This window comes from Dorea sp. Marseille-P4042, from assembly GCF_900290215.1.
In the GTDB taxonomy this organism is placed as follows: domain Bacteria; phylum Bacillota; class Clostridia; order Lachnospirales; family Lachnospiraceae; genus Dorea; species Dorea formicigenerans.
In genome coordinates this window covers 1,465,619-1,491,760 of the sequence record NZ_OLMI01000002.1, presented here as the reverse complement: position 1 = coordinate 1,491,760, position 26,142 = coordinate 1,465,619, and the positions used below count along the sequence as shown (strand labels likewise).

The window sequence follows — 26,142 nt, the reverse complement described above, 5'->3', positions numbered from 1 at the left end:
GCCGAGTTTACAGTTTCTTTATAGGATGTCTAATGACCGTTTTCCATTTTTCTGGGGCAACCTTTCTTGCATCAGACAGATATATTTCATGATGTAATCTTTCCATATTCATATCATTAACATATCCATTCTGCTCCAAATACGCATCCATAAGTGCAACAGTTGCCGGTTCATCATCAAATGCTCCCAAGTGCATTATTTGAACACACAATTCCTCGTCAATGGTCACAAACTCTGCAGATGAACAATCTATTTTTTTCTTTTTGGTTGCTGTTTCAACAGCCCATTCAAAATCCTTTTGATTTACAAAATCAGGCAGGCGTATAACTGAAATCCAATTAAAAGAATCTTTATCTGCATAATTTACACCATGCATATTTTCCTGCCACCAGAATCCTTCAAGTGGTGGAACTACATATTCAAAAAATCCTGCAATTTTATGATCTGTCTTATAACTCATTCTCAAAGTATATGCAACCGCATATAATACACTAATTGCCTGCTGATATGCTCCACCTTCTTCGTTTGGATTACCCTTTCCTCTGACCGCAATATAATTTGCTTTAGGAACAGTCACGATCTCCGGTTTATTTTTAGGCATATAAAACTCTTTATATTCTTTCTTAAAATCAAAAGCCATAACTAACTCCTTAAATTTATAATTTATGAACTCAAATTCGTTACCAGTGACGAATATCTTTTTGTCTTGTTTTTAATATCTTCCTCAGTAACACCATAATAACTGTATAAATCTCTGGCTATTTTCTTAAATTTTTTCATTACCGCCTTATTTCCTGAATAAGACATTCCAAATATATTCCAAGTATATTCTATCTCCATTTCAAGAAAATCATCATCGATTCTTATTTTATACAAATGAAAATCCATAGGAATTATACTATCGGGCATTTCAGCAATCATTTCACTTCGAGTCTTTATTTTACCCAAATACTCTTTGACGGATGCTTCATTAGAAAAATCCGGTACCGGAATATCCTTCATTTCACCCAAAAGTTCTGGTTCATACTGCAAAATCAAACTCTCTTTTAGACATTTTATTTGTTCAATATATTCTCTATCAGCGGGAGCAGTTTCGGTCAATTCGTATTTATCTTTTGCATACTGCACTGTTTCAGAAAGAGAATGCGGATTTGCAACTATTGTCTTCTCTACTTTTTTTCTCTTATATCTATATATGCTATTTTTGATTCTAATCTTTAATGGTTGCTTTTTTGAATGTCCTGCTATAAAAATGCTTGTAGGACCATCTGCACCACCTATGATTGAAATCGCATTTTTACTTGTTTCCTTCATTTGCCTTTTCATTCACCTTTTCCTCACAAATTCCGATTGAACAAAATCGCTGCGCGATGGCCTGCCAAGGCTGTTACACCAGCCTCATCGGCAAATAAATCATTTTCGTTTAAAAAGAAATCCATATCCAGAAGTTCATCCTCGCTCATATTGCGAATGTCCTTAGATGTCATTCCTTCTGGTGGATTGTCCATGTATTTTTGCGTAATTCCTCGATATTAGATTTCATGGTAGTATTCCTCCTTTTAGAGGATTATATCATAGAACGTGAAAAAAGAAATCATGCAGAAGAACGCTTTCCGAAAGATTTGGACATTGCTCTCTCATAGAGTTCTTCGAGGGATACGCGCTTATGATTATAATAGAGTTCCAAAAGCTCCATTTTGTGTTTGCAATTCGGACACTCTAAAGGATCATAACCAAAAGAAGAAAGAATGGCAGTGCGCCATTGGTTGAAACTCCGGCAAATACGATGTTTGCTTTTCGAGATCGCACGATAAAGTTTTTCGTCTGTTTTTCGATGTCTGGCATATAAGCCACCATATCGAATCATTTTGAAGTACTTCTCAGGGATATGACGAATTAATCGTTTGATAAAATCAATTGCCGGGAGAGTTTCTACAATATATTTATTATCTTCATGCCGATTGTAATGGAAGGGAACAGTATCACCATCATAGCTGTCTATTCTGGACGTAGCAATTACAGGGCGACCAAGATAACGCCCAATGTATTTGATGACTGTTTTGGAATCAGAAAGATTCGGTTTGGCATAGACATAGAAGCCCTGTTTATGGTCGTTGTAACATTTGGACTTGATTTTTTTAAAAGAAGGTCCAATTTTAGAATGCATTTCATTCAGGAGTGCAGTGCGGAACGCATTGCGAAGGTAAGAATAATTAAAGTGACTGACATGACGCCAGAAGCCATCATCACTAAACCCACCTTCTGAAAGAAGGCAATGGATATGAGGATTCCATTTGAGGTCTCTGCCAAAGGTATGTAAAACCATGATAAAGCCAGGAGTGAAGTTTTTGGATTTATTAAGTTTGAAAAACATACGGGAAATGACGCTGTTAACTGCATGAAAAAGACAGTTAAGAAGGGAGCGGTCATGGAGGAAAAAATCACGGAGATTTTCATCAATGGTAAAAACACAGTGGCGATGAGCAACATTGACCAGTTTAAAAGACATATTGGCAGTGCGTTCCATGGCATATTTGTTACCACAAGCGGGACAAAAGCGGCTGTGACAACGGAAAGGGACAAATTTAAAATTGCCACAATGGGTGCAGACATACATAGCTCCGCCAAAGGAAGGATCGCCACAGCCCAACATCTTATCGATATTTTCCATCTCAGTCTTTCTGGGATGAAGGGTATATTTTATTTCTTCATAATAGTCGGTAAAGATTCTTTGTAAGATATTCATAAGTCTATTATGCAGGAAAAAGGAAGAAAAAGAAACCCCCTGACCCCTCAAGATTGAGGGGAAGGGGAGCTGAATAGGCGAAGCCTATTTTTATTTTGAAAAAGGTGGAAAGAAATGCGAAATATGAAGTTGATGGTGTCAAAACGGTGCAAAAAACTTGCATATTATGGAATACTTTGGAAAAAATAATATATAAAAAATCCATGAGATGATAGACTTGTTAAAAAAAGTATGGTAGTATAAATATGAAAATAAGATGGGGTTGTTATATGCAAAATAAGATATGCATACGGAGGATGGATATGCTAATTAAAAACACTTCTATTTCGATAAAATATAAAAAAATAGATAATCTTAAAAAGAATTATTTCTTAAATGAGAATATTTTAAAGGAGCATTTTAATGAAGCGACGGTTTTGCCTATTCCAGATGACGCTCCATTAGAAATACCAAGGATTATTATAAAGTCGTCAAATGAACATTCGCAAATGAACATATCGCCCATTGCTTCTACATTGCAAATTAATTATAATGATGGATTTGAAAAAAATTGGAAGAATTGTGAGCAGTATATTCAACAGAAAATGAAAACAGTTTTTTCTTTTTTAAATATTTTGACTAATAACGAATACGAATATATTGGTGCTATTACGGAAGTTTTATTAGATGAGTACATGAAAGATGGAGCTCAAATTTTAGCACATAATTTATTGAAAAACAATGATGATTCCTCAATTTATGATTTAAACATAAGATATACTTTCGTTGAAAATGATAATATTTTTGTTAATATCATGTTGCAGAACGCAAGACTTTTCAAAAATGGAATAGATGCTGATGTCGCTGGAAGTTTATCAATAGACAATCAAGTGTCAGAATCTATTGGAGTAGTGATTGATATAAATGATAGATATGGGTATAACACTTGCAATGATTATAAAACAGATAGTAGTAAGTTAGATTTTATTATTACTAAAATGACGGATGTAATGGATAGTAAATTGAAGGGACTTTTAGAGAAAGGAGCGTATTAGTATGGGCAATGTTATTAAAAATATTAGTACAACAGTTGCTGTATTAGGTATAGCCTTTTCAGTAGCTGGAAATAGTAGTATAGTTGTATCTGGAAACTATGCCGTTCCTAATTATGAGTTGTTTGCAGACGCTTCTAAAAAAAGTGAAAATAGTAGTATAATTGGATATAGTCAAAATAACATATATATTGATAAAAGAAGTACACGCCTTGAAAGAATGTCAGAGGAATCTTTTGGAGAAATGAGAGACGCTACAAAAGAAGAACTTGAAGGAGTAGATCAATATATTAAATCTATTTCAAACTCTACGGGAATAGATTTCTTCGATTTATGTTAAGAGAATTTATTGACTTTGTAGATAGCGTTTTACCATCAGTCTCTCCTGATTTTAGAGATGGAGCAAAAAATGCTGTTTCACAATTCGAGAAAGACGGGCAACAAATTAATTATCTTACAGCAACTTTATTGCCAGAGTTATCCCAAGGTGATATTATTTCACAAGTGCCATTTACATATTTTGAAGAGGATGGTAGACAAATGATATTTACCGCTGATGCTATGGTAATATCTACGTCATGTCATATAGATCAAAAAGATAAGCTGTTAATGGTTCCGGTTCTTCCAATCGATTCATTTACTGGGAATTTAGTGGAATTAAAAAAGAATATGGTATTTGATTTTATGTATATACCAGATTCCTCTATGAGTAAAAGATATGTATGTTTTAATTTGATGACATCGTATAACAAAAAACTCATTTGTGGTGGAATTGAAAACGGAAGAATTAGAAGAATTTCTTCTTTAAATCAGATAGGTTATTACTTTTTTATTATAAAATTATCTGTATATTTGATGAGAAAAGAAGATCCTACTACTCTGGATTTTAGAAAATGTTTTGCAAAAGCCGTATAAATAACGTAGGGGATGTGAAAAAACTCGATTGAGTTTTTTCGCATCTCCCTTTTTGTACCTGTTGTGTATAAATGACTGAAATCATGCGCAAAGAAAGCGCACTTCCCCTACCCCATAGAAATTCTTTTTTTGAATCTATGCGGCAGTTCTGTTTCTCATCCTTTTTTTCTGATATTTATATAGATTGTGACCTATCGCCACGAGTAAAACTTCCAGTTGTAAACGGTAAAACCCGAGTACCTTTTTTATATGTTCAGCTTATGTCATAATTACACTCAACAAAAACTACAGAGTCAAAAGAGTTAAGTATTCAACTTTTTTGACCGACTATGCAAGGAGTGGTGATTATGTCTACATAAACGAGTCTGATTGCACAGCAGACTAGAATCCGGGAATGGGCAGAACAGGTCCGTGACTGTCAGAGCAGACCAAAGGGAATGGATGTTGAAACATGGTGTGCCCAGAATAATCTTACAAAAGCGAACTACTATTATCGGCTTCGAAGAGTTCGGGAAGTATATCTGGAACAGTTCCGGGAAACCTCACCTGAGTTTATCGAAATATCGAATCCAAAGCCTCAAATAGCAGAAGCAGAAAAACTTTCATCTTCAGATAGTACAGGTGCAAGACCAGTGATCAAACTGACGAATCCACAAGGCTTTTCAGCAGAAATTTTTTCAAATGATTTGGCTGAATTGTTACAGCTTTTCATCAAGGGATTTTGCCATGCTGAATGATGGAACTGGATTTAAAAAGATTTATTTAGCGATGGGATTTACAGATTTACGCCGGGGAATTGATGGTCTGGCAAATATTGTCCGATTTCATTTTCGTTTGGATTCTTATGATAAAAATACTCTGTTCCTTTTTTGTGGCAAACGTAGCGACCGGATTAAAGCTTTGCTCTGGGAAGGGGATGGATTTCTACTTTTGTATAAACGATTGGATAACGGAGCATTTCATTGGCCAAGGTCTGCAGATGAAGCATTGGAGATTTCAGAAGAACAGTATCGTATGCTGATGCAAGGTCTGGAGGTGGTTGCAAAACATCCAATCAGAGCATTAGAAGAGCCACCTGACCTTATGTAGATTGTGCAGAATGCTGAAGATAAAAAATGCAAAAATCGAACCAATAAAAGAAATATCCACAATCATAGAAGATGTATCCACAAAAGACTTGTCTGAAAAGCAGTTCTGATTTTACCAGCCAGGTCTATGTGGATAATCCATCTGAGGTGTCAGAAAATCCTGACATTTCAGATGTGTTATCCACCGTCATAATGCTGAATCCTGAAAGTGACGGATTAGCGGTAATACAGGAAATCTGTTATAATTAAGTCTAGCAAAAAAAGACTGGAGTTCTGATTATGGCAGTAAAGTACACAAAAGAACAACTGAATAAACTGGACAAGGACTTTATCATCGAATTGTTCCTGGGACTTCAGGAGCAGTTAGAAGGACTGAATGGTCAGACACAGGTATTAAATGATAAGATGCAGTTATTGATGGAACAGGTCATCTTAGGAAATAAGAATCGTTTTGGAAGAAGCAGTGAAAAAATGTCCGATCCTGAGCAGTTCTGTTTCATGGAAGTAGATGGAAATATTGTATTTTTTAACGAAGCGGAAGCCGTCTGTGATCTGGAGACTCCGGAACCAGACAATCTTGAATTAAATGTATCGAAAAAGAAAAAGCAGTCTGGAAAGAAAGCTGCTGATATCTCAGGACTTCCAGTACTGAGAATCGATCATTATCTGAGTCTGGAAGAGCTGACAGAAGAATTCGGCGAAAACGGTTGGAGACAACTTCCGGATGCAATTTCAAGATGTTATAAGTTCATTCCTGCAAAAGTAGAAGTCGAAGAACATCACATCGGTGTTTATGCCAGTAAAAAAGATGAACACATGGTAAAAGCACCTCATCCAAAGAACTTACTTCATGGAAGTCTTGTTTCGCCGTCTTTAGGTGCTGCTATTATCAATGGAAAATATGTGAATGCTGTACCGCTCTATCGTCTGGAAAAAGAATTCGAACGATATGGGCTTGCAATCTCAAGACAGAACATGGCGAACTGGATGATTCGATTAGGGGAAGAATATCTAGGAGTTATGTATGATTATCTTCATGAGCTTTTGTACGATTATCATGTGATACAGGCAGATGAAACTCCAGTCCTAGTGAATAAAGATGGACGGAAAGCCGGAAGCAAGAGCTGGATGTGGGTATATCGTTCCGGATATCTGTATAAAGAACGACAGATAGTCCTATATGAATATCAGAGGACACGAAACCAAAGTCATCCCCGGACATTTCTGAAAAATTATTCTGGGATTTGTGTTACAGATGGTTATCAAGTCTATCACAGCCTGGAAAAAGAACTGGAAGATCTGAGGGTAGCCGGATGTTGGGTTCACTGCCGTCGAAAATTCAACGATGCATTAGAATTGATACCGAAAGAGCATCAGAAAGAATCCATCTTATTCCTGATTATGAAACAGATACAGGCAATCTCTCGGGAAGAAAAGAAATTGTCAGAACTATCATCGGAGGAACGATTTGTTCAGCGTCAGCTAGTGGTAAAACCACTGGTAGATGCTTTGTTTGTGTACCTGAAACAAAATCAAAATAAAATCTCAAAGAGTAATAAGATGCACGAAACATTCACATATGCTTTGAATCAGGAACGATATCTGCGGGTATTTCTGGAAGATGGGGATGTTCCGATGGATAACAATGCCAGTGAACGGGCAATACGTGGATCCTGCATTGGCAAGAAGAATTGGGAAATGATCGACACCATCAATGGTGCAAATAGTTCAGCAATTATTTATAGCATAGCAGAAACAGCGAAAGCGAATAATCTGAAACCGTATGATTTTTTGAATACCTGCTCACAGAGCTTCCAAAACATGCAGATGATACAAACCGAGATTTTCTGGCATCACTTCTGCCATGGTCAGAAACATTGCCGGAATATATCAGGAAACCTACGAAAATAGAGAATAAATAGAATGGTCGCAAAAAGCGGCCACATAATATCAAGGTACTCGGAATTTACCGTTTACAAAACAACAGTGAACTATGAGAAGAATAAGAGATAAGGCGGTGTGCTATGAAGTTCATGCATATATCGGATCTTCATCTTGGAAAACGAGTGAATGAATTTTCTATGCTGGAAGATCAGAAGGATATCTTAAGAAAAATATTGAAAATCGCAGATGAAGAAAAACCGCAGGCACTTCTGATCGCGGGAGATGTCTATGATAAGTCCATACCTACGGTGGAGGCAATCCAGCTTTTTGATGATTTTCTGTGTGAGTTGTCGAAGAGAAAAGTGCAGACATTTATTATAAGTGGAAATCATGACAGTGCGGAGAGAATGGCATTCGGTGGACGTCTTATGAAAGAAAGCGGTGTATATGTTGCACCGGTGTATGCGGGGAAAACACAAGCAGTTGTTCTGGAAGATGAATGGGGAGCGATAAATATTTACTTGCTGCCTTTTGTGAAGCCTGCAAATGTAAAGAGATTTTTTGAAGATGAGCAGATAGAAAATTATACAGATGCCATACGAGTGGCTGTGGAGCAGATGAAATTAAATACTGACGAGAGAAATGTATTAGTGATGCATCAGTTTGTGACAGGAGCAAAAAGAAGCGAATCGGAAGATATTTCTGTTGGTGGAACAGATAATGTAGATGCGTCTGTTTTTGATGAGTTTGATTATGTGGCGCTCGGACATATACATGGACCACAGAAGATTGGAAGAGAGACGGTACGTTACTGTGGAACTCCTTTAAAATATTCTTTTTCAGAAATTCATCATAAAAAGTCTGTGACGATTGTGGAGATGAAAGAAAAGGGAAATGTAGAGATTAGCACAAAAGAATTAGCCCCTCTTCGTGATTGGTGTGAGATGAAAGGGACTTATATGGAACTGACTGAAAAGGCATACTATGAAAATCTTGATCAAGACAGCTATATGCATATCACATTGACTGATGAAGAGGATATTCCGGAGGCAGTGCGAAAACTGCAGGTTATTTATCCGAATTTAATGAAACTGGATTATGACAATCAGAGAACAAGAGGAAAAGCTGCATTTCTGGAGGCTGCAGAGGTAGAAGAGAAAACTCCATTCGATATTTTTGAAGAATTATACGAAAAGCAGAATAATCAGGAAATGAATGAAGAACAAAAGAAACTTATTCATGACCTGATAGAAAAAATCTGGGAGGGTGGACATTGAGACCAAAACGATTGAAACTATCTGCATTTGGACCTTATGCAAGTATAGTTGAATTAGATATGGAAAAGCTTGGAATGAAAGGTCTTTATCTGATTACCGGGGACACAGGAGCGGGAAAGACAACTATTTTTGATGGGATTGTTTATGCGTTGTATGGACTGCCAAGTGGGGAAAATCGAGAACCGGCAATGCTTCGCTCAAAATATGCAGAAGCGCATGTGCCTACGGAGGTGGAACTTTTTTTTGAAAACGGTGGACAGGAGTATAGGATCCGTAGGAATCCAGAGTATGAACGTCCAGCAAAAAAAGGTGGAGGAATTACACTGCAGCGGGCGGAAGCGGAACTGATTTATCCAGATGGACGAGTTGTAACAAAGCAGAAAGAAGTGAACAAAGCAATTATCGAAATTCTGGGACTGGATAGAAATCAATTTCTTCAGATTGCTATGATTGCACAGGGAGATTTTTTGAAACTATTATTGGCAGACACAAAAGAACGGCAGGGGATTTTTCGCGAGATCTTTAAAACTGGTTACTATCAGATCCTTCAGGAGAAACTAAAAAGTGAATCAGGTAAACTTTCGGATGAACTGGAATTTGCAAGAAGAAGTGTGAATCAGTATCTGGAAGGTGTGAGTGTAGATTTTACTCAGATTCCGCTGACAGAAGCAATTGATGAAATTCAGAATCTAGTGGACAAAGATCAGTTGGATGTGGAAAACTTGAGCGAAAAAATAAAAAATGTGCAAAAAGAGTTAGAGAAAGTACAGGAACATTTGCAGAAAGCACAGACGAGATCTCAGACACTTCGTACGCTGGAAGAGGCAGAAACAAAGTATCAGAAAATCAAGATTCAAGAAAAAAAGCTTTCCGCAATTTTGAAATTTCAAGAGAAAAAACAAACAGAACGTGATGGGCTGGAAACAGCGATTGCACATATACAGGAAGAAGTGTTGGTTTATCAGAAGCTGGAAGAAAAGAAAAAGAAATTAATAGAAAGAAAAACATTTCTTGAGAAACAGGAAAAGAAGCTCTTGAATCAAAAATTAGAGATAGAAAAACTTCAAGAACATTTACAGGAAGACAAAACTGAAGAAAAAATGTTGGAAAATGAACCGAAGAATCAGGCGGAACTACAGTTTCAGAAAGAAAAACTGGATCTGAAAAAAGAAGAACTGGATGCATTTGTGAAAAATATAAAGCAGTATCAAACATTATGTGGAAATCTTACAAAGCTTCAGAAACAATATGTAGATAAAACGCAGATGGCACAAGCACGAAAGGAAGAATACGACCAGGCATATCAGACATTTTTAGATGGACAGGCAGGGGTACTGGCGAGACATTTGAATCCTGGAGAGCCATGCCCGGTGTGCGGTTCCAGAGAGCATCCGAGGAAGGCTGCAGCTATGGAACATGTGCCATCTCAGGAAGAGCTGGATCAGTTGCAGGAGCATTTGGAACTGGCACGGACAGAGATGGAAAATGCAAGTAAAAAAGCAGCGGAATTGGTGGGAAAAGTGGATCTGCAAAAGAAACAAATCATGGAAAAGCTGCACGAACTGGAAAAGGAGAAGATGTTAGCAGAGCCAATGGAATCAGAAAATTGGAAAGTGCAGGATATTCAAAGCCAGATCAATAACAAGCAGGTAGAACTTGCAGAGCGGGAAAACAAGCTTACAGAGCAGATTCTGGATAATACCAAAAAGGTCAAATATTATAAAAATCTTCAAAAGCAAATTCAGAATACAGAAAAGAAGATCGTGGAGAAGCAGGCAGAGCGGGAGGCTTTGAGCGGAAAAATTACAGCGTTGAATGCTGAAATACAGACGGAGAGCAGGCAGCTTGAAGAACAAAGCCAGAATCTTAAGTTTGAAGATGGGAAATTGGCGGAACAGGAGCTTCGCAATCTGCAGATGAAGAAGGTACAGTTAAAGCAGCAATATGACGAGGCGCAGAAAAATGTACAGAAATGCAGCGGTGAGGCTCGAAAACTGGAAGGTCAGATGGAACAGTGCCGCAAACAACTTGAAAATCTGGGAGAGTTTAGCATAGAGAAAGAACAAGACGAAAAAAGATGTCTGGAAGAAATACGGACAGAACAGGAACAGTGCTTAAAAGACATACAGGTGCGTCTTGCAGCGAATCAGAAAGCATTGGCGAAAATCCAGAAAAAGTCAAAAGACATTATTGAACTGGAACAAAAATGGACTATGGTAAAGGCGTTATCTAATACGGCTAACGGGAACATTTCCGGAAAGGAAAAAATCATGCTGGAGACCTATGTGCAGATGACATATTTTGACCGGATACTGGAGCGCGCAAATGTGAGATTTATGGTTATGTCGGAGGGGCAGTATGAGCTGGAAAGGAGTATTGTAGCAGGGAATAACCGGAGTCAGAGTGGTCTGGAACTGGATGTAATTGATCATTATAATGGGACAAGACGAAGTGTCAAGACACTATCCGGAGGTGAATCCTTTAAAGCCTCCCTATCCCTGGCACTGGGTCTGTCAGACGAAGTTCAGTCCAGAGCAGGAGGAATAAGGCTGGATACGATGTTTGTGGATGAAGGATTTGGTTCACTGGATGATGAATCCCTGGAACAGGCAATGAAAGCACTTGCAGGGCTCTCAGAAGGAAACAAGCTAGTTGGAATCATCTCACACGTTGGCGAATTAAAAGAACGCATCGATAAACAAATTATAGTGACAAAAGAAAAAGCAGGGGGAAGCAGGGCAGTAATTGTATAATTTTAATTACAGCATTTTTGAAATGAAAAGATTGTGATAATGGAAACTCTGGTGTAAGATAGAAATTAGAAATATATTTACTGATTAGGAGGACTGAATATGTTATACATAGGCGTTGATCTTGGAACTTCTGCAGTGAAACTTTTACTGATGGACGAAAACGGAAATATCCAGAAAATTGTGTCTAAGGAATATCCATTATATTTCCCGAAACCGGGCTGGTCAGAGCAGCATCCGGAAGACTGGTATATAAAGTCCATGGAAGGAATGAAGGAGCTGACAAGTGAATGCGATAAGAGTCAGGTGGCTGGCATCAGTTTTGGCGGACAGATGCATGGGCTGGTAGCACTGGATAAAGACGATCAGGTGATTCGCCCGGCAATTCTTTGGAATGATGGAAGAACCGGAAAGCAGACCGATTACCTGAATCAGGTCATTGGCAGAGATAAATTATCCGAGTACACGGCGAACATTGCATTTGCGGGATTTACAGCGCCAAAGATACTTTGGATGAAGGAAAATGAGCCGGAAAATTATAAGAAAATCGCAAAGATTATGCTGCCAAAAGATTATCTGGCTTACCAGCTTTCAGGTTCGTTCTGTACAGATGTGTCGGACGCTTCAGGCATGCTTCTTATGGACGTTAAAAACAGATGCTGGTCAAAAGAAATGCTAGAAATCTGCGGTATCACAGAAGAACAGCTTCCGAAATTATATGAAAGCTATGAAGTCGTAGGCATTTTGAAACCAGATGTGGCAAATGAACTGGGATTTTCAGAAAGTGTAAAAGTGATTGCAGGAGCCGGGGACAATGCGGCAGCGGCAGTCGGTACAGGAACGGTCGGAGATGGAAGATGCAACATTTCTCTTGGAACGTCGGGAACAATCTTTATTTCCAGTGAAAAATTCGGAGTAGATAAGCATAATGCCCTTCATTCATTTGCGCACGCAGACGGACACTATCATCTGATGGGGTGCATGCTTAGTGCGGCGTCTTGCAATAAGTGGTGGAATGAAGAAATCCTCGGAACGAAAGATTACGTGGCAGAGCAGGCGGACATAAAAAATCTTGGAGAAAACAGAGTTTTTTATCTTCCATATCTGATGGGAGAACGATCTCCACATAATGACCCAGACGCGAGAGCCATGTTTATCGGTATGTCCATGGATACAACAAGAGCAGACATGACGCAGGCAGTACTGGAAGGTGTGGCATTTGGACTTCGTGATTCGCTGGAAGTGGCAAAAAGTCTTGGCATTCAGATTGACCGGACGAAAATCTGCGGCGGCGGTGCAAAAAGCCCGCTGTGGAGAAAAATTATTGCAAATGTCATGAACTTAAAAGTAGATGTGATTGAAAGTGAAGAAGGACCGGCACTTGGCGGTGCAATGCTGGCAGCAGTCGGATGTGGAGAATATCCAGATGTAGAGACGATTGCCGAAAAGCTTGTGAAAGTTGTGGATACAGTTGAACCGGAACCAGAACTTGTGGCGAAGTATGAAGAACGGTATCAGCAGTTCAGAAAATTGTATCCGGCAGTGAAAGGGCTGTTCTAGAAATAAATTACAATTAAGGAGGCAATCAATTATGAAAATTGCAATCGGATGCGATCCAAACGCAGAAAATGAAAAACAGGCACTTATGAAATTCATTGAGAACAAAGGACTTGGTAAAGTGACTGACTTTGGAAGCACTGACCCAATTTATGCAAATGTTGCAATTAAAGTTGGAGAAGCTGTTGCTTCAAAAGAATATGACAGAGGTATTCTTCTGTGTGGAACAGGACTTGGGGTGTCTATAGCGGCAAATAAAGTCAAAGGTGCCTATGCGGCGCTTTTGACAGATGCTTATTCAGCAGAGAGAGCTCGCCTAAGCAATGATGCAAATATTGCGTGTATGGGAGCATTTACGACAGGAAGCAAGGAACGAGAACTTTTTACGCAGATTTTTCTGACGAATGAATTTGTACCAGGATGTGGATCTCAACCAAAGGTAGATGCATTCAGAAAATACGATATGGAGCGTAAATAAATCTGCTTTATTCGGTAGGATTAAAGAGAAGCGAGGACGAGGAGCAAATAAATGCTGATTTCGTCCTCATTTTTGTGCAATTTGATATAATATTCGGTTAAAAGAAGTAAATCTATATTTCGTTTAAGTTAAAGTTAGCATATTGTTTATTAAACAATATATCTCTTGTATTTGGATGTGTTAGTGTTAGATAAAATTTTCGGTTGCGAGATAATTTTTTAACATCTATAATAAAGAGGCAACCATTATCGAGGAAGGAGAGGCGTCAAAACAATGCAAAGTAAAAAATGGCATGTACTAATTGTTGATGATGAATTTAGAATAGGGACATTGATTAAGAAGCTAATCCATTGGGATGAACTTAATCTAGACTGTATGGCTGTAGTCGATAATGGGGGAACTGCATTTGAAATAATCCAAAGTGAGAGCTGTCCCAATGTAGTGATTACGGATATTCGTATGCCTAAAATTAATGGATTAGAACTAATCATAATGACAAAAGAGCTTCAGAAAGATATGAAATTTATTGTAATCAGTGGATATAAAGAGTTTGAGTATGCCCATCAAGCATTGAAGTATGGAGTAGAAGATTATCTGTTAAAGCCGGTAAGTGAAGATGAATTGAATCATGTTTTGAAGAAGATTTCTGAAGAGCTTAGTGCCAGTTGGCAATCGGAACAGGAACAAAGAGCTTTCAAGGAGACAGTATCCGAGAGCCGCCACATAATAAAAAGAGATTTTCTAAAAAATATTATTGAAACAGAAGAACCAGAAGTGGTAGACGACAGGGTAGAGTTTCAGGGAGAAATCTATCGAGGAATTGATATTAAGCTAGATTATGTGGATTATAATAAGAAAGATAAAAAGCAGGATAAACTTACTACATCTAGAATTGAAGAGATTGTAGAGAGAATACTGAAAACAGAGACAGAAGAAGTACTAATTTGTGAAAAGGAAAACCTACATATATATTGTCTGTTTAATTATGATTTTAGTAAATCAAGAGCAATTAAAGATAGTGTGAATGATATTATGATGGAAATCAAAGATTATCTTTTGGGATTTGAACAATATGAGGTAACTATCGGAATTGGTACAGAACGGAAAGAATTTGCAGAAATCAGATTTTCTATAAAGGAAGCACATAGAGCAGTCGGTAATCGCATTAAGCAGGGAACCGGACGTATTATTTATGCAGAAACGATACAGCATGACGGTCGGACAGAAGAAGGAGTTTTGACAGAAGAATGGAAAGAGCAGATTCGCACAAGCATTGAAAGTTATTCTGTAAATAAGTTGGAGCAATGTATAAATCAAGTGTACAGTGAATATAAAATTCGAGAAGAAATGGATTTTTCGGGTTGTTATGATATGGCTGAAGAGATAGTAAATTATTTCTTTGATTATGTAGAATTTCAACAAGAGGAAGAAAACGGGGAAAGGAAAAGTGTAATTTCCAATTGTCAGCACTGTTATACAATCAGTGGATTGAAACATTGTCTGAAAAATAGTCTTGGAAAATTTGTAGAGAAAAGTAAGGAGGCTGCTGAGGCGGAATCTGTAAAGCCAATCCGGCAGGCTAGAAAATATATGGAAGATCATTATGATGAGAAAATTGTATTGGAAGATTTAGCAGAGATTGTCGGATTGAACCCAGTATATTTTAGCGTTCTATTTAAAAAGGAGACGGGTATTAATGTCAGTGCTTATCTGTTAAATATCCGGATAGAGAAAGCGAAGGAATTCTTATGCAATACAAATGAAACAATTGCAGCAATTGGTGACCGTGTGGGGTATAAGGATTCTAGATATTTTAGTCAAATATTCACAAAACAGGTTGGTGTAAAACCAGCATTGTATCGAAAGCTTCATTCATAGGAGATCAGAGGAATGAGATTTGTAAAAAAGCTTGAAAAAGTAATTTTAGCAGAGTCTGTTCTTTGCATCCTTACATTGACATTGATTTTTGTCGGATGGCATTTTGATGCAGTAGTTTTTTTTATATTGATTATACAGATTATGATTCTGATTTATACAGTAACAGCTATTGTTCATCCATTAAAGGAATTCGCTAGAATATTAGATTATTTATGTGAGACAGAATTTGAGGAAGAGGAGCTTAGAATTGCGCCGTCAGGGATTCCATTTGTAAAACAAACATATCGGCTGATGGATCGCTATGCAGCTTATAAGACAAGAAAAGATAATGTACAGATTCTTAATAAACAAACTGAATTGACTGCACTTCAGAGTCAGATAAATCCACATTTTCTGTATAATACATTGGAGACAATTCGAGGTCAGGCGTTAATTGATGATAATATAGAGATTGCAAAGATGGTAGAGGCATTGTCTGCATTTTTTCGTTATAGTATCAGTCGAAAAGGAAATCTTGTGACCCTTAGGGATGAATTGGTGAATATTGAAAATTATATGTTAATTCAGCGTTATCGGTTTAATAATCGATTCTCGTTAGAGGTAATTGTAGAAGAAGAAGATGAACAGGCTTATGATTTTTTGATACCGAGATTGATTATCCAACCGGTTGTGGAAAATGCAATTTTTCATGGGTTGGAAGAAAAATTAGAAGATGGAAAGGTTACAATAGAAATAATCGTGACGGATCAAAATCTAATTCTGACAATTTCAGATAATGGAAAAGGTATGGATAGTGATAAGCTGAAAGAATTGAATTTCAGAATTCAATCAGATGATATGGAATTAGATGATGGTAAGAATCATAACACAAGAAATACAGGAATCGGACTTCCAAACATTCATAAAAGAATTCAACTCCTTTTTGGAGATGAATATGGTGTGAATGTATATAGTACAGTGGGACAGGGAACTGATGTAGAGATTACGATTCCGGTGGATTATAAAAATGACCGGGAGAAAGACAATGAAGAAAGAACTGCTGAGAATTAACCATCTGAATTATATTTATACCCGGACAAGAAAGCTCGAGAACGTATCTTTTTGTATTCTGGAAGGAGAATGCATGGGGTTTCTCGGGCTTACTTATTCTGGAAAGGATTTGTTGACTGGACTTTTGTGTGGTGAGTTGACTGAAGGGAAGGGAAGTGGATCCATTTATATAGGTGGACAAAAAGTAAATGACTGGGAAATTTTGGGAGAAAAGATCTATCGAATGCGACCGGAAAATTATATGATTGAAGAATGGACTGTGGCAGAATATATGTGTCTAGTAGATGCAAGATGGGTGGGAGTATTTTTTAGAAGAGAAGTTTTGGAAGAAGCAGGGGATTGTTTTGCAGAATTGGATCTTGATTTAGATGTATCTACCCGAATGCGTCATCTGTCTGAGATGGAAAAACGAATTGTGGATGTGGTCAAAGCATATCGTAGAGGAGCTAAGATTATTATTATAGAAGATGAATTTGATGGTATGAGTCAGATGGAAATCCAAAAATTCGGTCGCGTTTTGCACAGATTAATCCTAGGTAGGATGAGTGTGATTGTGAATAGCAATTCTAATTTTATTCTGTCAGCTTTGTCTGACAAATATGTCATTTTTAACCACGGACATATTGTAAAAAAATGTGCCAGAGAATATATCTGGAGTGAAGAACAGTTGGAACTATATTTTCTTGGAGAGAGTACAGTATCAGTTCGGGAAAATATAGAAAATCGACAGGAAGTATCTGTTCGAGAGGAAGATATAGTATACCGAGTTAGAAATATGAAGCTTCGAAAATGCGGCAGGGAGAATCTGAATTTTATAAAAGGAGAGGTAGTGACGTTAATTGTTCTTGACCGACGGGAAAAAGAAAGGCTATTTATGATTTTGTCAGGAAGAATAAAAAGTGAGGGAACACATTATATTTTAAATGGAAAGTGTTATGAAAATATAGAGTGCAATGAACTTTCCAGAAAAAAAGTTGTATCCGTGAGAGCCCTCGGAAGTCGAGAAGAAGTGTTTGAGCATATGACGGTAGATGAGAATTTGATGCTTCCGTCTCTTGAGAAGATTTCATTTTGGGATTATATCCGTTCTTCTGGCGGTATTCGTAAGATGATGATGGAAGATATGGGAGAGGAGAGCAGTGCCAAGGAGATAAAAGCAGGAGAATTGCGTGTCAACGAATGTATTCGGATGACACTGGAACGATGGTATATTTTTAATCCAATGGTATTAATTTTATTTGAACCATTTGCTCTTTGTGATGTAAATGGTGTGGATATAGTGAAAAAATATGTTAAAAAATTCGCAAGCAAAGGAGCAACAGTAATAATTGTTAATACAAGAGAAGAATATATAGAAAATATTTCAGATCGAATCATATATATTTGACAGTCTCCTAAAAATTCTCGTACTTATTCTAAATTTCCTCACATTGGAAAAAGAAGATTGTTCTTTTATAATATAATTATTCCAAGAGAGAACTTAGAAAAAAGGAGGAAAAGAAATGAAAAAGAAAATTTTAGCAGTGTTGTTATCGGCAGCTATGGTTGCTGCAATGGCAATGGGATGTAGTTCAGGCGGAGGTTCATCAGCAAAATCAGATGGTGAAAGCAAAGGAAAAGCAGAGGATATGACGTTCGTTGTTGTTCCAAAATGTGTGCATGCTTGGTTCGATGAAGTAAATAAAGGTGCACAGAAAGAGGCAGATCTTCTTTCTGAACAGCTTGGGGTAGATGTGAAGATTGATTATCGTGCTCCGGAATCAGCAGAAGTGTCCGCACAGAACTCAACACTTGAGCAGGCTGCAGCAACAAATCCGACAGCTATCCTGCTTGACCCGGTTGATTATGATGGAAGCGCTGACATCATCAAAGAGATTCAGGACAGAGATATTCCAGTTATTTTATTTGATGCTCCTACCCCAGAAGGTAGCGGACTTACATCTGTAGGTAATGACTTTGCGGAGCAGGCAACAATTGCGGTGGAAATGCTTGTTGAGAAGATGGGAACAAAAGGAAAAGTTGCAGTTATGCAGGGTGCTCCTACAGCTCCTAACCACGCAGAAAGATATCAGGCTCACTTAAATGCACTTGCTCAGTATCCAGATATTGAAGTAATCGATGGTGGTATTGATAACGATAATGTTGAGACAGCTCAGTCTCAGGCAGCAGCTGTACTTGCAGCAAATCCTGATCTTACAGGATACTTAAACTGTGATGCATGTGGATCTGGTGTTGCAGCAGCAATCGAAGAGAAGGGTATGCAGGATAAAGTAACATTCGTAGCAATGGATAACTTGATTGAGATTCTTGACTATGTTAAGACGGGAACAATTACAGCTACATCTTCAACACTTCCTCAGGAGCAGGGTATGTATGCAGTGTTAATGGCATATCAGGCAGCTCAGGGAATGCCTCTTCCAGCAAATGTTGATACAGGTATCGGACGTATTACATCTGACAACATTGACGAGTGGATTGAGACTGTAAGTGCTAAATAAATCAAAAAGTTAAAGTTTTAAGATGACTACTAAGCGGGGGCTTGTGACTGGATTTATTCAAGTTGCTCGTCCCCGCTTCTTGAATGAGGAGCATATCTATGAAAATATTAGAGGCGAAGAATATTACAAAGATGTTTCCGGGAGTTATCGCCCTGGATTCAGTAGATGTAGCCTTTGAACCAGGAGAAATTCATGCAATCATCGGAGAAAATGGAGCGGGAAAAAGTACACTAATCAAATGTCTTACCGGAGTATATGAACCGGAAGAAGGAGAAGTCATGATTAGTGGAGAAAATGCGATGAAGAATAAAGCGCTCTTTGACAAAGTTGCGTATGTCCCACAGGAGATAGATTTGTTTGGTTATATGTCTGTTGCAGAGAACTTATTTATTCCGTATGAAAAATCAGGTATCAAAGGGACTGTAAACCAAAAGGAACTTGAGAAACGGGCAAATCCGATTCTGGAAAAATTCTCGATTCCAGTAAAACCAAACGAATTAGTAAAAGATATATCTATATCTTCTCAGCAACTTCTTCAGATTGCTCGTGCAACTGTTCATGAGGATTATGATGTATTGATGCTTGACGAACCGACAACAAGTTTGACGAGCAGAGATACAAAGATATTGTTTAACATAGTAGAGAAAATAAAGAAAGAAAATAAGGCGATTATTTTTATTTCACATAAATTGGAAGAAATTTTCCAGCTGGCGGATGTAATTACTGTTTTTAGAAATGGTAAGAAGGTTGCATATTCAGAGATTAAGGATGTAGATACTAACTGGGTTATCAAACAGATGACAGGTCGGGAACTGAATCAAAATGAGAGATTCTATTCTACAAAGGTATCTGACGAGGTGTTGCTGGAAGTAAATAATCTTACAGGTGAGAGATTTACCAATGTTAGTTTCAAACTGAAAAAAGGTGAAATCCTTGGGTTCTCCGGATTAGTCGGTGCTGGACGAAGCGAAGTTATGCAGGCAATCTTTGGATATCTTCCGGTATATAAAGGTTCGGTCAAACTGGACGGAGCGGACTGGAAACTGGGAGATACAAACTATTCGGTTAAGAATGGATTTATTTATCTTCCAGAGGAACGGAAAAAGCAGGGGATTTTGCCAGTACTTTCTATTAGAGATAATATTTCTGTATCAGTTTTGGATAATCTGAAGAGTGGAATCAGCATTTCTAGAAAGAAAGAAAATGAACTGGCAAAGAGTGTTATTGAAACTTATGATGTAAAGACACCGGGGTCAGACAAAGAAATTCAGTTTCTGTCAGGTGGTAACCAGCAGAAGGTTATTATCGGGCGTGCCATGGCTTGTAAGCCGAAACTCCTGGTATTTGATGAACCGACAAAGGGAATTGACGTAGGAACAAAAACTGAAATTTACCGTCTTATGAAGAAGCTTGCAGAAGAAGAGGGAATCGGAATCATCATGATTTCATCTGAGATGGAAGAGATTAAGAAGTGCTCAAATAGAGTCGTTGCAATGTATGAAGGTAAGATTGCAGGAGAGTTTGACGAATACACGGAACAGCAATCTATTCTAGGAGCAATTATTGGAGTGAATTCCTAATTATATTTTACAGCTGTATCAGAAAGTGGTTCAGCTGGAGGAAAATATTTACGTAAATTCTTAGAAGGATGAAAGAGGAGTTTTAATATGAGTAGAGAAAATGAAAAACAAAAATCAGGAAATGCATTTATCAATGCATTGAAGAAAAGTAATATGACTGCGATGGCAGCAATATTAGTCGTTATGATTATCATTGCAAGTATTGTATCTCCATATTTCTTAAATGTGTACAACTTGCAGTCAGTACTGCGTGATTTAGCATTTGTAGGCATGATTGGTATTGCTCAATCATTGCTTTTGCTAGTTGGAGAACTAGATTTATCAGTAGGTAAGATTGCCTGCTTATCTGGTATCTTAACAGGTATGTTGATGGTAAATGTAGGATTGAATCCATGGCTGTGCCTTGTAATAGGACTAATTCTTGGATTATTGTTCGGATTTATCAATGGTATTATTATTACAAGGCTTCGTTTGAATTCAATGGTTGCTACAATCGGTATGCAGGGTGTATATGGTGGTATTAACTTGGTTATCACAAAAGGAAAAGCTGTTACAGGTATTCCAGCTGATACACAGGTACTTGGAAAACAGTCTATCGGACCTATACCAATTCCGTTTATTATTTGTCTTGTTGTTTTGATCCTGATTTTATTTATGGTAAAGAAGACAAAGACGGGTCGTTACATATATGCGATTGGTAACAGTAAAGAAGCAGCTAAGATTCTCGGAATCAAAGTAGATCGTATTCGTGTTATGATTTACTCTATTGTTGGATTGATTTCTGCGCTGGCAGGACTTCTATATGTATGTCGTCTTGGCTCTGCACAGACAGCCATTGGTGAAGATTGGCCAATGAACTCTATAGCAGCATCTGTTATTGGTGGTGTTGCTCTTACAGGTGGCGTTGGTAATCCGGCAGGAGCTCTGATTGGAGCAGCTGTTATTACAATTATTCAAAATATTATTGTACTGTTCGGCGTTAACTCTTATTGGCAGTCAGCAGTTAGTGGTATTGTCGTAGTACTTGCTATTTCCTTCAGCTCTATTTCCACTATCGTTCGTGAAAACAGACAGAAGAGAATCAAATTGAACTAAACAGACAGATATTTATAGGACTGGTGGATGTTTTGCAATATTGCCAGTCCTGAATCTTAAAAGGAGGAACGTAAATGAAATTAGGATTAAATCTTTCGTTTGCAGTAAAACGCTGGTTGGATCCAGTTGAATTAGCAAAGATGATAAAAGAGGATTTTGGAGTAGATTATGTACAGTTCACATGGGATCTGATTGATCCGTGGTGGCCGCAGGCACAGAGAGATGTTATGGTCTATCAATATAAAGATGCATTTGCAGATGCAGGAATTACAATCGATGCAACATTTGGTGGACTTGCATCCTATTCTTACGCCCATTTGCTGGCACCGACAAAAGTACAAAGGGATATCGCTTTTACATTTTTTAAAAGAGCAATTGATATGACTGTTGATATGGGAGCAAAAATCATGGGAACACCTGTCGGTGGTATGGATTACCATGATGCGAGAGATCCGCAGAGACGTGAAGAACTTTATCAGGATATGCTTGAGTATTTAAGGAAGCTTGCCGAGTATGGAAAAACAAAAGGTTTGGAAGAGATTCATATTGAGGCAACACCTTTGATTACGGAATTTCCACATAGTCCGGAAGTGTCAGTTCAGATGATGAAGGATTTGGAAGGTACAGATATTCCAATCAAACTTTTGGTAGACTGGGGACATGCACTTTATAAACCACTTTTAAAAGAAGAAGCAGATATTGAACTCTGGTTCAAACAGTGTGCTCCATATATCGGCTCTATTCATTTACAGCAGACAGATGGCCAGTGGGACAGACATTGGGATTTCACTCATGAAGGAGGAATCATTACACCGGAGTTGATTAAAAAAGCAACAACAGAAGCAGGGCTGGATGATATTACACAGTACTTGGAAGTTGTAACAATATTTGAAGATGATGACGATGCTGTCTATGAAGGCATGAAGAAGACAATGGATTATCTTCACAAAGAACTTGGATGTTAGGAGGCGGGAAGCATGGATTATAAAGAAACTTATGAAAAAATCCTCGGAGAATACAGACAAGTATTTGAGAGAGTCGACCAGGATAATATGCGCGCATTTATTGACGAAGTAAAGGCACATGACCGCATTTTCCTAATTGGTGTTGGACGTGAAGGTATGGCAACCAGAGCATTTGCTATGAGACTGATGCATATGGGAAAAGAAATTCATTGGATTTGGGATGATACAACACCATCTATCGGAGAGGGAGATTTACTGATTGCGACTCTTGGAGATGGACGTATCGGGCATATTAATTACATTTGCGAGCGTGCGAAAGAAGCAGGGGCAATGATTTATGTTGTGACAGGATCTCCAAGTGGTGACACTGCAAAAAATGTTGCGGATAAAGTATTTTTTGTGCCGGCAGCAGTATATAGAGGAACAGATGATGTAGTTCCATCCTTCCAGCCAATGGGAAATCTCTTTGAGCAATGTTTGTTGATATTATTTGATATTATTATCATGACAATTGTGGATGAGACACCGGGGCTTACATTTGAAAAAATGTCGAAGAATCATCGTAATGTTGAATAATTATAAAGAATGTACAAGGAGGTATCACAAATGGGAACAAAAAAGATCTTAAATAAGGATGTGTCAAATGTTGTAGAGGAAAGTCTTGCGGGATATCTGATGGCTTATAGAAAATATTACAAAAAAGTCGGTGAGTACAATGCATTTACCTATAAAGGACATAGAAAAGATAAAGTTGCCCTTGTGATTGGTGGAGGAAGCGGACATGAGCCGTTGTTTACAGGATATTGCGGAGCAGGACTTGCTGATGCAGTTGCATGTGGAAATGTTTGTGCATCTCCGAACCCTGAATTGATCATGGAAGCTGCAAAGGCAGTGGATCAGGGAAAAGGTGTTCTGTTTGTATATGGAAACTACGCAGGAGATAACCTGAACTTTGATATGGCAGAGGAAATGTGTCAGGCAGAGGGTATGAAGACAGCCCATGTGCGTGAGTGGGATGACTTTGCATCTGCACCAAAAGAGAGAATTACAGATCGCCGTGGTATTGCCGGAGACGTATATACAATCAAGATTGCCGGAGCTGCGTGTGATGCAGGGTTGAGCCTTGAAGAAGTTGTTCGTATTACAGAAAAAGCTAGAGATAACACAAACACAATTGGACTTGCAACATCTCCGGGAACACTTCCGGGAAATGATAAACCGACATTCGAAATAGCAGATGACGAGATGGAATTTGGAATGGGACTTCACGGTGAACCGGGAATTGAGCGTACAAAGATGATGCCTTGCAGTGACATGGTTGATCGTATGTATAAAGAATTGAAAGAAGAGATGGGATTAAAAGAAGGAGATGAGATTGCAGTTCTTGTCAATGGACTTGGTTCTACACCACTTCTTGAGTTGAACCTGGTGTTCTATGAGTTACATAAACGTATGCATAAAGATGGGCTTAAAATCTATGACACAGAGATTAAGACATATTGTACATGTATGGAAATGGGTGGATTTTCCATTACTTTCTTGAAATTGGACGATGAACTGAAACCGTATTATGATGCACCATGCTATTCTCCGTATTATGCGAAAGGTTCTGTATCAGGAGAAGCAATCGAGGATGATGGTGAGGACGAGGAAATCGAGTTTGATGAAAACGATGTTAAGCCAGCTGAAATCGTAAGAAGTAAAGAAGGAGAGTTGACAGAACTTAACGCAGAAGATACAAGAAATATGCTACTTTATATCGCAGATAAAATTATTGCAAATAAGCCATATCTGACAGAGATTGACAGTGCTATCGGTGATGGAGATCATGGAATCGGTATGGCAGGTGGAATGCAGAAGGCAAAGAAGAAACTGCTTAAGATGGCAGGTGAGGAGAATGCTTACCAGCTCTTTGAGACGGCAGGACAGGCAATGCTTATGTCTATGGGTGGAGCTTCAGGAGTTATCTTCGGAAGTCTGTATCTGGCAGGAGCAAAAGGTATGGATCCAAAGTCTGTTATTACATCCAAAGATCTTGCCGATATGGAGAAGAAGAGCCTGGAGGCAATTCAGGAAAGAGGAGGAGCACAGGTCGGAGACAAGACTATGGTAGATGCTCTTTCACCAGCAGTAGATGCACTTGCAGCAAATGCTGATAAAGGTCTTCTTGAAATGTTGAAGGCGGCAGAGGCGAGCGCAAAGCAGGGTGTTGAAGATACAAAGAAATATGTTGCAAAATTCGGACGTGCAAAATCGCTACTTGAGAGAGCGATTGGACATCAGGATGCAGGAGCAACATCTGTATATCTGATTTTCCAAGGAATGAGAGAATTCGTGGAAGGAAAACTTGCATAAAACTGTGTAGTATAGATTACTGAAAAATTGAAGACTTATATGATGATGTGGCGTGGTGAAATAGCCACGCCGTAGTGAAAAATGGGAGAAAAGAATGTTAGCGACGTTAAAAGAAGTACTTGAAAAAGCAGAACAAGGTAATTATGCAGTAGGAGCATTTAACTGTACTTCTCTGGAGTCTGGAATGGCAATTGTGGAAACAGCAGAAGAGCTCAATAGTCCAGTGATTTTACAATATGCAGATTCCCATAGACATCTGATTTCTATAGATGTTATTGGACCGATTATGTTACAGCTTGCAAAAATAGCGAAAGTACCAGTCGTAGTACATTTGGATCATGGCGCAAGTATTGAAAGTTGCAGATATGCAGTTGATATGGGATTTACTTCTGTGATGTATGATGCATCTGCGAAGCCGTTTGAGGACAATGTAGCTGAAACAAGAAGCGTTGTGGAATATGCACACGAAAGAGGTGCTTCAGTAGAGGCGGAACTTGGACATATATTGACTTCCAAAGCAGGAGCTGCTGAAGGCAATGGGAAATCCTATACTCGTGAAGAAGCATATACAGATCCTGAGATGGCAAAAGAATTTATCGAAAGGACAAATGTAGATGCACTTGCAATTGGATTTGGAACAGCGCATGGAATTTATACGGAAAAACCCGTACTGGATTTGAACCGCATTGCGTTGATAAAAAGTGCAAAAGATATTCCATATGTTATGCATGGAGGTTCCGGACTCAGTGAGGAAGAGTACAGAACAGCAATTCATAACGGAATTCGTAAGATTAATTACTATACTTACCTGTCATTGGCTGGTGGAAGAGGTGTGATGCAGTATCTCGAGGATAAAAAAGATAAGGATGCAATTTACTTTGAAGATATAGCAAAAGCAGGGATTACAGCAATGAAGGCAGATGTGAAAAGAGCAATGAAGATTTTTGAATCGGATGGAAAAATATAACCATCGGCGTACTTATAGATATGCTTAA

23 protein-coding genes and 1 pseudogene are annotated in these 26,142 nt (G+C 38.2%); 20 read left to right on the top strand and 4 right to left on the bottom strand.

Annotated features, from left to right (window positions below):
* Positions 1–7 precede the first annotated feature (7 nt).
* The 4 genes from C7E02_RS12950 to C7E02_RS12940 all read right to left on the bottom strand — a co-directional run bounded on the left by C7E02_RS12950 (position 8) and on the right by C7E02_RS12940 (position 2,746).
* Positions 8–640, bottom strand: a complete 633-nt coding sequence (locus C7E02_RS12950; RefSeq protein WP_105309757.1) for a GyrI-like domain-containing protein — start codon at positions 638–640, stop codon at positions 8–10.
* Positions 641–663: 23 nt separating this feature from the next.
* Positions 664–1,326, bottom strand: a complete 663-nt coding sequence (locus tag C7E02_RS12945) for a hypothetical protein (protein ID WP_105309756.1) — start codon at positions 1,324–1,326, stop codon at positions 664–666.
* 11 nt (positions 1,327–1,337) lie between these two features.
* Positions 1,338–1,463 (bottom strand): hypothetical protein, encoded by a 126-nt coding sequence (locus tag C7E02_RS20680; RefSeq protein WP_278336551.1) that lies wholly within the window; start codon positions 1,461–1,463, stop codon positions 1,338–1,340.
* A gap of 131 nt (positions 1,464–1,594) precedes the next feature.
* The gene (locus C7E02_RS12940; RefSeq protein WP_105309755.1) at positions 1,595–2,746 is read right to left on the bottom strand and encodes an IS91 family transposase; all 1,152 of its coding nucleotides are present in this window, start codon (positions 2,744–2,746) and stop codon (positions 1,595–1,597) included.
* Positions 2,747–3,048: 302 nt separating this feature from the next.
* Here C7E02_RS12940 and C7E02_RS12935 point away from each other — a divergent pair, with 302 nt between their 5' ends.
* From C7E02_RS12935 to C7E02_RS12840, 20 genes and pseudogenes are all read left to right on the top strand, one after another.
* A complete protein-coding gene (locus tag C7E02_RS12935) occupies positions 3,049–3,780 on the top strand; it encodes a hypothetical protein (RefSeq protein ID WP_105309754.1) in 732 nt (243 codons plus the stop codon).
* Between the two features lies 1 nt (position 3,781).
* Positions 3,782–4,117 carry a hypothetical protein gene (locus C7E02_RS12930; RefSeq protein ID WP_021840261.1) on the top strand — a complete coding sequence of 112 codons (336 nt, stop codon included), beginning with the start codon at positions 3,782–3,784 and terminating at the stop codon, positions 4,115–4,117.
* Positions 4,111–4,692, top strand: a complete 582-nt coding sequence (locus tag C7E02_RS12925; RefSeq protein ID WP_021840260.1) for a hypothetical protein — start codon at positions 4,111–4,113, stop codon at positions 4,690–4,692. The genes C7E02_RS12930 and C7E02_RS12925 overlap by 7 nt, the downstream gene beginning before the upstream one ends.
* Before the next feature lie 365 nt (positions 4,693–5,057).
* Positions 5,058–5,429, top strand: a complete 372-nt coding sequence (tnpA, locus tag C7E02_RS12920) for an IS66 family insertion sequence element accessory protein TnpA (RefSeq protein ID WP_242978863.1) — start codon at positions 5,058–5,060, stop codon at positions 5,427–5,429.
* Positions 5,419–5,781 carry an IS66 family insertion sequence element accessory protein TnpB gene (gene tnpB, locus C7E02_RS12915; RefSeq protein ID WP_158683037.1) on the top strand — a complete coding sequence of 121 codons (363 nt, stop codon included), beginning with the start codon at positions 5,419–5,421 and terminating at the stop codon, positions 5,779–5,781. The genes tnpA and tnpB overlap by 11 nt, the downstream gene beginning before the upstream one ends.
* 278 nt (positions 5,782–6,059) lie before the next feature.
* Positions 6,060–7,702: pseudogene (gene tnpC / locus C7E02_RS12910) on the top strand (IS66 family transposase).
* Positions 7,703–7,804: 102 nt separating this feature from the next.
* Complete coding sequence (locus tag C7E02_RS12905; protein WP_105309752.1) at positions 7,805–8,941, top strand: exonuclease SbcCD subunit D; 1,137 nt, start codon at positions 7,805–7,807, stop codon at positions 8,939–8,941.
* Positions 8,938–11,694 carry an SbcC/MukB-like Walker B domain-containing protein gene (locus C7E02_RS12900; protein ID WP_105309751.1) on the top strand — a complete coding sequence of 919 codons (2,757 nt, stop codon included), beginning with the start codon at positions 8,938–8,940 and terminating at the stop codon, positions 11,692–11,694. Before C7E02_RS12905 ends, C7E02_RS12900 begins: the two co-directional genes overlap by 4 nt.
* Positions 11,695–11,793: 99 nt before the next feature.
* Positions 11,794–13,251, top strand: a complete 1,458-nt coding sequence (gene xylB / locus C7E02_RS12895) for a xylulokinase (RefSeq protein WP_021840255.1) — start codon at positions 11,794–11,796, stop codon at positions 13,249–13,251.
* Positions 13,252–13,282: 31 nt separating this feature from the next.
* Positions 13,283–13,726 carry an RpiB/LacA/LacB family sugar-phosphate isomerase gene (locus tag C7E02_RS12890; protein ID WP_021840254.1) on the top strand — a complete coding sequence of 148 codons (444 nt, stop codon included), beginning with the start codon at positions 13,283–13,285 and terminating at the stop codon, positions 13,724–13,726.
* Positions 13,727–13,999: 273 nt separating this feature from the next.
* Positions 14,000–15,604 (top strand): response regulator, encoded by a 1,605-nt coding sequence (locus C7E02_RS12885; protein WP_021840253.1) that lies wholly within the window; start codon positions 14,000–14,002, stop codon positions 15,602–15,604.
* A 12-nt stretch (positions 15,605–15,616) separates the two neighbouring features.
* Positions 15,617–16,654 (top strand): sensor histidine kinase, encoded by a 1,038-nt coding sequence (locus tag C7E02_RS12880; protein WP_105309750.1) that lies wholly within the window; start codon positions 15,617–15,619, stop codon positions 16,652–16,654.
* The gene (locus C7E02_RS12875) at positions 16,629–18,041 is read left to right on the top strand and encodes an ATP-binding cassette domain-containing protein (protein WP_158683035.1); all 1,413 of its coding nucleotides are present in this window, start codon (positions 16,629–16,631) and stop codon (positions 18,039–18,041) included. Before C7E02_RS12880 ends, C7E02_RS12875 begins: the two co-directional genes overlap by 26 nt.
* A gap of 115 nt (positions 18,042–18,156) precedes the next feature.
* Entirely contained in the window at positions 18,157–19,152 is a 996-nt protein-coding gene (locus C7E02_RS12870; protein ID WP_021840250.1) for a substrate-binding domain-containing protein, read from the top strand.
* A gap of 98 nt (positions 19,153–19,250) precedes the next feature.
* Positions 19,251–20,732, top strand: a complete 1,482-nt coding sequence (locus C7E02_RS12865; protein WP_021840249.1) for a sugar ABC transporter ATP-binding protein — start codon at positions 19,251–19,253, stop codon at positions 20,730–20,732.
* 87 nt (positions 20,733–20,819) lie between these two features.
* Positions 20,820–21,827: an ABC transporter permease gene (locus C7E02_RS12860; RefSeq protein WP_021840248.1), complete on the top strand. Its 1,008-nt coding sequence runs from the start codon at positions 20,820–20,822 to the stop codon at positions 21,825–21,827.
* A gap of 74 nt (positions 21,828–21,901) precedes the next feature.
* Positions 21,902–22,792: a sugar phosphate isomerase/epimerase family protein gene (locus C7E02_RS12855; RefSeq protein WP_105309748.1), complete on the top strand. Its 891-nt coding sequence runs from the start codon at positions 21,902–21,904 to the stop codon at positions 22,790–22,792.
* Between the two features lie 12 nt (positions 22,793–22,804).
* Positions 22,805–23,368 carry an SIS domain-containing protein gene (locus C7E02_RS12850; RefSeq protein ID WP_021840246.1) on the top strand — a complete coding sequence of 188 codons (564 nt, stop codon included), beginning with the start codon at positions 22,805–22,807 and terminating at the stop codon, positions 23,366–23,368.
* Positions 23,369–23,398: 30 nt separating this feature from the next.
* The gene (gene dhaL / locus C7E02_RS12845) at positions 23,399–25,147 is read left to right on the top strand and encodes a dihydroxyacetone kinase subunit DhaL (RefSeq protein ID WP_105309747.1); all 1,749 of its coding nucleotides are present in this window, start codon (positions 23,399–23,401) and stop codon (positions 25,145–25,147) included.
* A gap of 94 nt (positions 25,148–25,241) precedes the next feature.
* Entirely contained in the window at positions 25,242–26,114 is an 873-nt protein-coding gene (locus tag C7E02_RS12840; RefSeq protein ID WP_021840244.1) for a class II fructose-bisphosphate aldolase, read from the top strand.
* The last annotated feature ends 28 nt before the right edge of the window (positions 26,115–26,142 follow it).

Coding starts and splice junctions, on each gene's coding strand:
- C7E02_RS12860 (WP_021840248.1), top strand. CDS start 20,820: ATGAGTAGAGAAAATGAAAAACAAAAATCAGGAAATGCATTTATCAAT.
- C7E02_RS12905 (WP_105309752.1), top strand. CDS start 7,805: ATGAAGTTCATGCATATATCGGATCTTCATCTTGGAAAACGAGTGAAT.
- C7E02_RS12855 (WP_105309748.1), top strand. CDS start 21,902: ATGAAATTAGGATTAAATCTTTCGTTTGCAGTAAAACGCTGGTTGGAT.
- C7E02_RS12875 (WP_158683035.1), top strand. CDS start 16,629: ATGAAGAAAGAACTGCTGAGAATTAACCATCTGAATTATATTTATACC.
- C7E02_RS12880 (WP_105309750.1), top strand. CDS start 15,617: ATGAGATTTGTAAAAAAGCTTGAAAAAGTAATTTTAGCAGAGTCTGTT.
- C7E02_RS12935 (WP_105309754.1), top strand. CDS start 3,049: ATGCTAATTAAAAACACTTCTATTTCGATAAAATATAAAAAAATAGAT.
- C7E02_RS12865 (WP_021840249.1), top strand. CDS start 19,251: ATGAAAATATTAGAGGCGAAGAATATTACAAAGATGTTTCCGGGAGTT.
- C7E02_RS12840 (WP_021840244.1), top strand. CDS start 25,242: ATGTTAGCGACGTTAAAAGAAGTACTTGAAAAAGCAGAACAAGGTAAT.
- C7E02_RS12890 (WP_021840254.1), top strand. CDS start 13,283: ATGAAAATTGCAATCGGATGCGATCCAAACGCAGAAAATGAAAAACAG.
- C7E02_RS12950 (WP_105309757.1), bottom strand. CDS start 640: ATGGCTTTTGATTTTAAGAAAGAATATAAAGAGTTTTATATGCCTAAA.
- C7E02_RS12940 (WP_105309755.1), bottom strand. CDS start 2,746: ATGAATATCTTACAAAGAATCTTTACCGACTATTATGAAGAAATAAAA.
- C7E02_RS20680 (WP_278336551.1), bottom strand. CDS start 1,463: ATGAGCGAGGATGAACTTCTGGATATGGATTTCTTTTTAAACGAAAAT.
- C7E02_RS12870 (WP_021840250.1), top strand. CDS start 18,157: ATGAAAAAGAAAATTTTAGCAGTGTTGTTATCGGCAGCTATGGTTGCT.
- C7E02_RS12885 (WP_021840253.1), top strand. CDS start 14,000: ATGCAAAGTAAAAAATGGCATGTACTAATTGTTGATGATGAATTTAGA.
- xylB (WP_021840255.1), top strand. CDS start 11,794: ATGTTATACATAGGCGTTGATCTTGGAACTTCTGCAGTGAAACTTTTA.
- dhaL (WP_105309747.1), top strand. CDS start 23,399: ATGGGAACAAAAAAGATCTTAAATAAGGATGTGTCAAATGTTGTAGAG.
- C7E02_RS12930 (WP_021840261.1), top strand. CDS start 3,782: ATGGGCAATGTTATTAAAAATATTAGTACAACAGTTGCTGTATTAGGT.
- C7E02_RS12945 (WP_105309756.1), bottom strand. CDS start 1,326: ATGAAAAGGCAAATGAAGGAAACAAGTAAAAATGCGATTTCAATCATA.
- C7E02_RS12850 (WP_021840246.1), top strand. CDS start 22,805: ATGGATTATAAAGAAACTTATGAAAAAATCCTCGGAGAATACAGACAA.
- C7E02_RS12925 (WP_021840260.1), top strand. CDS start 4,111: ATGTTAAGAGAATTTATTGACTTTGTAGATAGCGTTTTACCATCAGTC.
- tnpB (WP_158683037.1), top strand. CDS start 5,419: ATGCTGAATGATGGAACTGGATTTAAAAAGATTTATTTAGCGATGGGA.